At 71.2% G+C, this 5332-nt stretch carries 7 protein-coding genes and 1 pseudogene; 2 read left to right on the top strand and 6 right to left on the bottom strand.

What is annotated here, in order from left to right; translation table 11 throughout:
• The 4 genes and pseudogenes from HTZ82_RS07035 to HTZ82_RS07020 form a co-directional block, all read right to left on the bottom strand.
• Window positions 1-414, bottom strand: a pseudogene (locus HTZ82_RS07035) (hypothetical protein); the annotation flags it as partial.
• Window positions 411-1049: an aminodeoxychorismate/anthranilate synthase component II gene (locus tag HTZ82_RS07030; RefSeq protein ID WP_175408422.1), complete on the bottom strand. Its 639-nt coding sequence runs from the start codon at window positions 1047-1049 to the stop codon at window positions 411-413. The gene HTZ82_RS07030 and the pseudogene HTZ82_RS07035, both read right to left, overlap by 4 nt.
• Window positions 1046-1210 carry a hypothetical protein gene (locus tag HTZ82_RS07025; protein WP_175408421.1) on the bottom strand — a complete coding sequence of 55 codons (165 nt, stop codon included), beginning with the start codon at window positions 1208-1210 and terminating at the stop codon, window positions 1046-1048. The genes HTZ82_RS07030 and HTZ82_RS07025 overlap by 4 nt, the downstream gene beginning before the upstream one ends.
• A gap of 113 nt (window positions 1211-1323) precedes the next feature.
• Window positions 1324-2091: a DUF881 domain-containing protein gene (locus tag HTZ82_RS07020; RefSeq protein WP_175408420.1), complete on the bottom strand. Its 768-nt coding sequence runs from the start codon at window positions 2089-2091 to the stop codon at window positions 1324-1326.
• Between the two features lie 147 nt (window positions 2092-2238).
• On the opposite strand from HTZ82_RS07020, the gene crgA reads away from it, so the two are divergent.
• Window positions 2239-2493, top strand: a complete 255-nt coding sequence (gene crgA, locus HTZ82_RS07015; protein WP_175408419.1) for a cell division protein CrgA — start codon at window positions 2239-2241, stop codon at window positions 2491-2493.
• Between the two features lie 300 nt (window positions 2494-2793).
• On the opposite strand, the gene HTZ82_RS07010 is transcribed toward crgA, so the two are convergent.
• On the bottom strand, window positions 2794-3672 hold the full coding sequence (locus HTZ82_RS07010; RefSeq protein ID WP_175408418.1) for a rhomboid family intramembrane serine protease: 879 nt from the start codon (window positions 3670-3672) through the stop codon (window positions 2794-2796).
• Between the two features lie 125 nt (window positions 3673-3797).
• Entirely contained in the window at window positions 3798-4325 is a 528-nt protein-coding gene (locus HTZ82_RS07005; protein WP_175408417.1) for a peptidylprolyl isomerase, read from the bottom strand.
• A gap of 190 nt (window positions 4326-4515) precedes the next feature.
• On the opposite strand from HTZ82_RS07005, the gene HTZ82_RS07000 reads away from it, so the two are divergent.
• On the top strand, window positions 4516-5214 hold the full coding sequence (locus HTZ82_RS07000; protein WP_254711680.1) for a DUF5324 family protein: 699 nt from the start codon (window positions 4516-4518) through the stop codon (window positions 5212-5214).
• Window positions 5215-5332: the final 118 nt, after the last annotated feature.

The following is a 5332-nucleotide window of genomic DNA, read 5'->3' as shown; positions in this document are numbered from 1 at the left end:
CTGCCCGGGTTCGTCCGACTCCGCTATTCGCGGCGCGGGGCCGACGGGGTCGACGGGGCCGGTGATGTCGATCGGGTCGATCGGGTCGATGGTGGGGAGCGCCATCGTCTCGCCACCGCCGGCGCCGGTGCCGTCGCCCCCGGGTGCGGGCGTCTCGTACGGCTCGTACGTGTCGTACGGCGCATACGAACTGTGCGGCTGCTCGTACGGCTCGTACGGGGTCTGCTGCCCGTACGGGTCGGCGTACGGCTCGTACGGCTGCTGCTGCCAGGTCTGGGGCGGCTGGGCCGGCTGGGGCTCCTGGGGCTGGTCGTGCGCCGGCAGGCCGGCCGCCCGGAACCACGGCGAGCCGTGCTGCCCGGCCCCCGCGCCCCCCTGGGCGTCCGCGTCGTGCTCCGGGCGCACGGAGGTCACGCGACGGCCTTGCCCACCACCGGCGCGAGTCCCGCGGAGCGGCCGACCGCCCCGGTGTCACCGCACTGCTCCAGCCAGTTGGCGAGCATCAGGTGCCCATGCTCGGTGAGCACCGACTCGGGGTGGAACTGCACCCCCTCCACGGCGTACTCGCGGTGGCGCAGGCCCATGATGATGCCGTCCTCCGTGCGCGCCGTGACCTCCAGGACGTCCGGCAGCACGGCCGGTTCGGCGGCCAGCGAGTGGTACCGCGTCGCGGTGAACGGCGAGGGCAGGCCGGCGAAGACGCCCTTGCCCTCGTGGACGACCGGTGAGGTCTTGCCGTGCAGCAGCTCGGGCGCGCGGTCGACCACGCCGCCGTACGCGACGGCCATGGACTGCATGCCGAGGCAGACGCCGAAGACCGGAACGCCCGTGGCGGCGCAGTGCCGCACCATGTCGACGCAGACGCCGGCCTGCTCGGGCGTGCCGGGGCCGGGCGACAGCAGGACGCCGTCGAAGCCGTCCTGGGCGTGGCTCAGTTCGACCTCGTCGTTGCGGCGCACCTCGCACTCGGCGCCGAGCTGGTAGAGGTACTGGACCAGGTTGAAGACGAAGCTGTCGTAGTTGTCGACGACGAGGATGCGTGCGCTCACTGCTGTCCGTCCACCGTCACATCGTTGAACGGAAGCAGGGGCTCCGCCCAGGGGAACACGTACTGGAAGAGCACGTAGACGACCCCCAGGGTGAGCAGGAGCGAGAGGAGAGCCCGCACCCACGCGTTGCCCGGGAGATGCCGCCAGATCCAGCCGTACATGACGTCTGCTGTCCCTTCCGTTCGATACCGCACCAGAGTAAGGCGCGATCCCCTCCTGTTGGGGAAGCTGTGGAAAGCCTGTGACGTACTACGCGCCGGCGTACCGCGCGCCGCTACTCGGCGGGCTTCGCGTGGTGGAGGTCCAGGGTTCCCGAGTAGCCGGGCAGAGTCGTGGAGCCGCGTTCGTCGACCTTCCAGCCGAGCCCGTACGCCTTCACGTAGAGCTGGTAGTTCTGGATCGCGGGCGAGGCGGCGAGTGCCCGGCGCAGCTCGCGGGTGTCGCCGACGGCGGTGACCTTGTACGGCGGCGAGTAGACGCGGCCCTGGAGCAGCAGGGTGTTGCCGACGCAGCGCACCGCGCTGGTGGAGATCAGCCGCTGGTCCATGACCTGGATGCCCTTGGCGCCGCCCTGCCACAGGGCGTTGACGACGGCCTGGAGGTCCTGCTGGTGGATGACCAGGTCGTCGGCGCGCGGCTCCGGGTAGCCGGGGGCGGCGCGGGCACCGGGCGGTGCGTCGTCCAGGGTCACGGTGAGGCCACCGCCGGAGATCTCCGTGGTGCCCGCGGCCTTCTCCAGGGCGGCGAGCCGCGCGTCCTCGGCGGCGCTGGAGCCGGCGTCGCGGCGGGCGAGGGCGCCGACCTCGTCGCGTACCGCCGCCGTGGTCTCCTCCAGCTCGGCGTTCTTGTCGCTGCGCTCCCTGACCAGGTCGGAGAGGCGCAGCAGCGAGTCGTCCGTGCGGATGTTGGTGCCCTTGGCGGTGTTGAAGCTGGTGACGAAGAGCAGGCCCGCGAGCGCGAAGACGGCGGCGGTGAGCAGCCGGACCGGCCGCCATCGCCGGCGCCGGACCGGCTCCGTGGGGGAGTCGGCGGAATTGCTCAACGTACCCTTATCTCCTTAGGCGTCGCAGAAGCACTACGCTAACGGACGCCCGGGCGGGACAGCGGTCCCCCTCGCTCTCCGCCCCGGTACCAGCCGAAGTCACAGTTCTCTGCGCGGTCACGCAGCGCATCGACAGGAGAGTCCCTCGTGCCGAAGTCACGGATCCGCAAGAAGGCCGACTACACGCCGCCCCCCGCGAAGCAGGCGACCGCCATCAAGCTGACCAACCGCAGCTGGGTCGCGCCGGTGATGCTGGCACTGTTCGCGATCGGACTGGCCTGGATCGTCGTCTTCTACGTCACCGACGGCTCGCTGCCCATCGAGTCGCTGAGGAACTGGAACATCGTCGTGGGCTTCGGCTTCATCGCCGGCGGGTTCGCGGTCTCCACGCAGTGGAAGTAGCGGGGCGGGCAGCGGGAGAAGCAGCGGGGCGGTGCGCGCGATAGCCGGGGAGAGGCTGCCGCGTCAAGCCGCCCCCTGGGTTATCCACAGCGTTGTGCACAGCCGTGGAAAAGGTCAGACGATCTGTGGATAACTTGCATCGGGTTGACGCCGATGTGACTGCAGCACACCCCGGAAGCCTCCGCGGCGGCCCCTTGTCGCACCGGAAAGACCCAGGTCAGCGACGAGGGGCACATATGTTCCCGACGCGCCGCAGCAGTGTCGTCACCTGCTGTGGACAACATTGGGGAAAGCTTCTGCTCAGCTGAGCGCGCCGGTCCTCAGAACCGTCATGACGACGGTCGCCGCCAGGACCAGCCCACAGGCGCCCCACTGCATCAGGGCACGCCGCTCGCGCGGGCCGCTGATCATCCCGTACGCGATGATCGCCCCGGCGATCAGGCCGCCGAGATGCGCCTGCCAGGCGATGACCGTGTGGAAGACGACCGTGATGAGCACGTTCAGCGCGATCAGACCCATCACGGGCCGCAGGTCGTAGCGGAGCCGGCGGACCAGCACGAACGTCGCGCCCATCAGGCCCCACACCGCGCCGGACGCACCGAGCGACGGCTGGTTCTGCGCGGCGATCAGATAGGTGAAGGCGCTGCCTGCCAGGCCCGCGAGGAGATACAGCGCCGCGTAGCGCACACGGCCGAGCGCCGCCTCCAGAGGCCCGCCCAGCACCCACAGACCGAGCATGTTGAACCCGATGTGCCACACCTCGATGTGCAGGAACATCGAGGTCAGCAGCCGGTACCACTCGCCGTTCGCCACGCCGACGACCTCGAGCAGCCGCGGGTCGAAGGCCAGACCGATCAGCTCAAGCCGCTCGGCGAGGTTCTCGACGAGGGCGGCGGCCAGGAAGACGAGCGCGTTGATCCCGATGAGGACCTTCGTGACGAGGCGCGGGTCCCCGGCCGTGATGGCGCCTCCCGCGATCGTGCGCGGCCGGCTCGCACTCGCCGCGTGGCCCGTCCCCGAGCCGTTCCGCACGCACTCCGGGCACTGGAAGCCGACCGACGCCTCGACCATGCAGTCGGGGCAGATCGGCCGCTCGCAGCGGGTGCAGCGGATACCGGTCTCCACGCCGGGGTGGCGGTAGCAGCCGGCCAGCCCGTTCGGCGCCTGGTTCTGCTCCATGGGGATCCCCTCGTCGTTCCTGACGTGACGCGTGCGGTGCGTACCAACGCCCCGCCCATCCTTACGGACGGACGGGGCGGAAAGGTTCCCGGGGGAACCCGAGCCGTACCCGGCGCGGTCGGACCTCAGCGGGTCTCGACGACCACGGACTCGATGACCACGTCCTTGACGGGGCGGTCCGTACGCGGGTTGGTCTGCGTGGCGGCGATGGTGTCCACGACCTTCTGGCTCGCCTCGTTGGCGACCTCGCCGAAGATGGTGTGCTTGCCGGTCAGCCAGGTCGTCGGCGAGACGGTGATGAAGAACTGCGAGCCGTTGGTGCCCGGGCCCGCGTTGGCCATGGCCAGCAGGTACGGCTTGGTGAAGGCCAGGTCCGGGTGGAACTCGTCCTTGAACTCGTAGCCCGGACCGCCCGTGCCGTTGCCCAGCGGGTCGCCGCCCTGGATCATGAAACCGCTGATCACCCGGTGGAAGACCGTGCCGTTGTACAGCGGGTCGCTGGTCTTCTGGCCCGTCTCCGGGTTGACCCACTCGCGCTCGCCCTTGGCGAGCTCCACGAAGTTCTTCACCGTCGTCGGCGCGTGGTCCGGGAAGAGCCGGATCTCGATGTCGCCGTGGTTGGTCTTCAGGGTGGCGTAAAGCTGCTCGGCCACGATGTGCCTTCCTTCGGTCTTCTCTTACATCTACCGATCCTCGCACGGAAGCCGCCGCCGTTGCCCCGTATGCCCGTCCCGCATGCCGACCCCGGGGCCGGAGGGCATGATTTTCGAAAAGGGTGGAAAGGCGAAAAAACGACCGCCAGCGAGCCCGCCAGGCGATGAGGAGGATCCCGTGACGACCCGCATGGACAGCGTGCGCGCCGCGACCGGTACGGCGAAGGAGAGCGTGCTGCACGCCGCGGACGCGGTGGCGCCCTACGCCGGCGCGGCCAGGGAGCAGGCCGCGCACTACGCGCACGAGGCGCGCGTGAAGATGGCACCGAAGGTGTCCCGGGCAGCCCAGCAGGCGGCGCACCAGGCACGCAGCCAGTACGACGTACGCGTCGCCCCGCATGTGCCGCCCAAGGTCGACGCGGCCGCGCACCGCGCCGCTGCCCGCACCCGCAGGGCCGCGCGCCAGGCGGCCCACTACACCGTGCCGCGCGTGGAGCACGCCAGGGCCGCCGCGGGTCCCGTGCGCGAGGAGGCCCTGTCCCGCTCCACCGCCGCGCTCGCCGCGCTGCGCGGGCAGGTGTCGGGCAAGGAGGTGCGGAAGCTGGTCAGGAGGCACGAGCGCCGGGCGAAGGCCGGGCGGGCGATGAAGGGGCTCGCGGTGCTCGGCGTGCTGTTCGGCGGTGCCGTGGCCGCGTGGAAGTGGTGGGACAAGCAGGCCAACCCGGACTGGCTGGTCGAGCCGCCGGAGGCGACGGAGGTCGCGGAGCGGTCCCCGCTCGCTTCGGTGGACGGCAGCGGTCCCGGGGCGCCGGGGGCGTCGGAGTCGTCGGGGTCGTCGGCGGAGTCCGAGGCCGGGGAGCGCGAGGACGGTGACGGCGACCGGCGGTGAGGCCGGGCCGGACGGTGAGGCCGGCGCTGGGCGGTGAGGCCGGCGCTGGGCGGTGAGGCCGGCGCGCCGGGGTCAGAGTCCGGCGCCCGCGTCCGCGCCTGCGCTCGCTCCGGCGGGC

It is taken from the genome of Streptomyces sp. TRM64462 (assembly GCF_013362995.1).
Classification (GTDB): domain Bacteria; phylum Actinomycetota; class Actinomycetes; order Streptomycetales; family Streptomycetaceae; genus Streptomyces.
The sequence above is the reverse complement of the archived record's forward strand: the minus strand, read 5'-3'. Positions and strand labels throughout refer to the sequence as shown.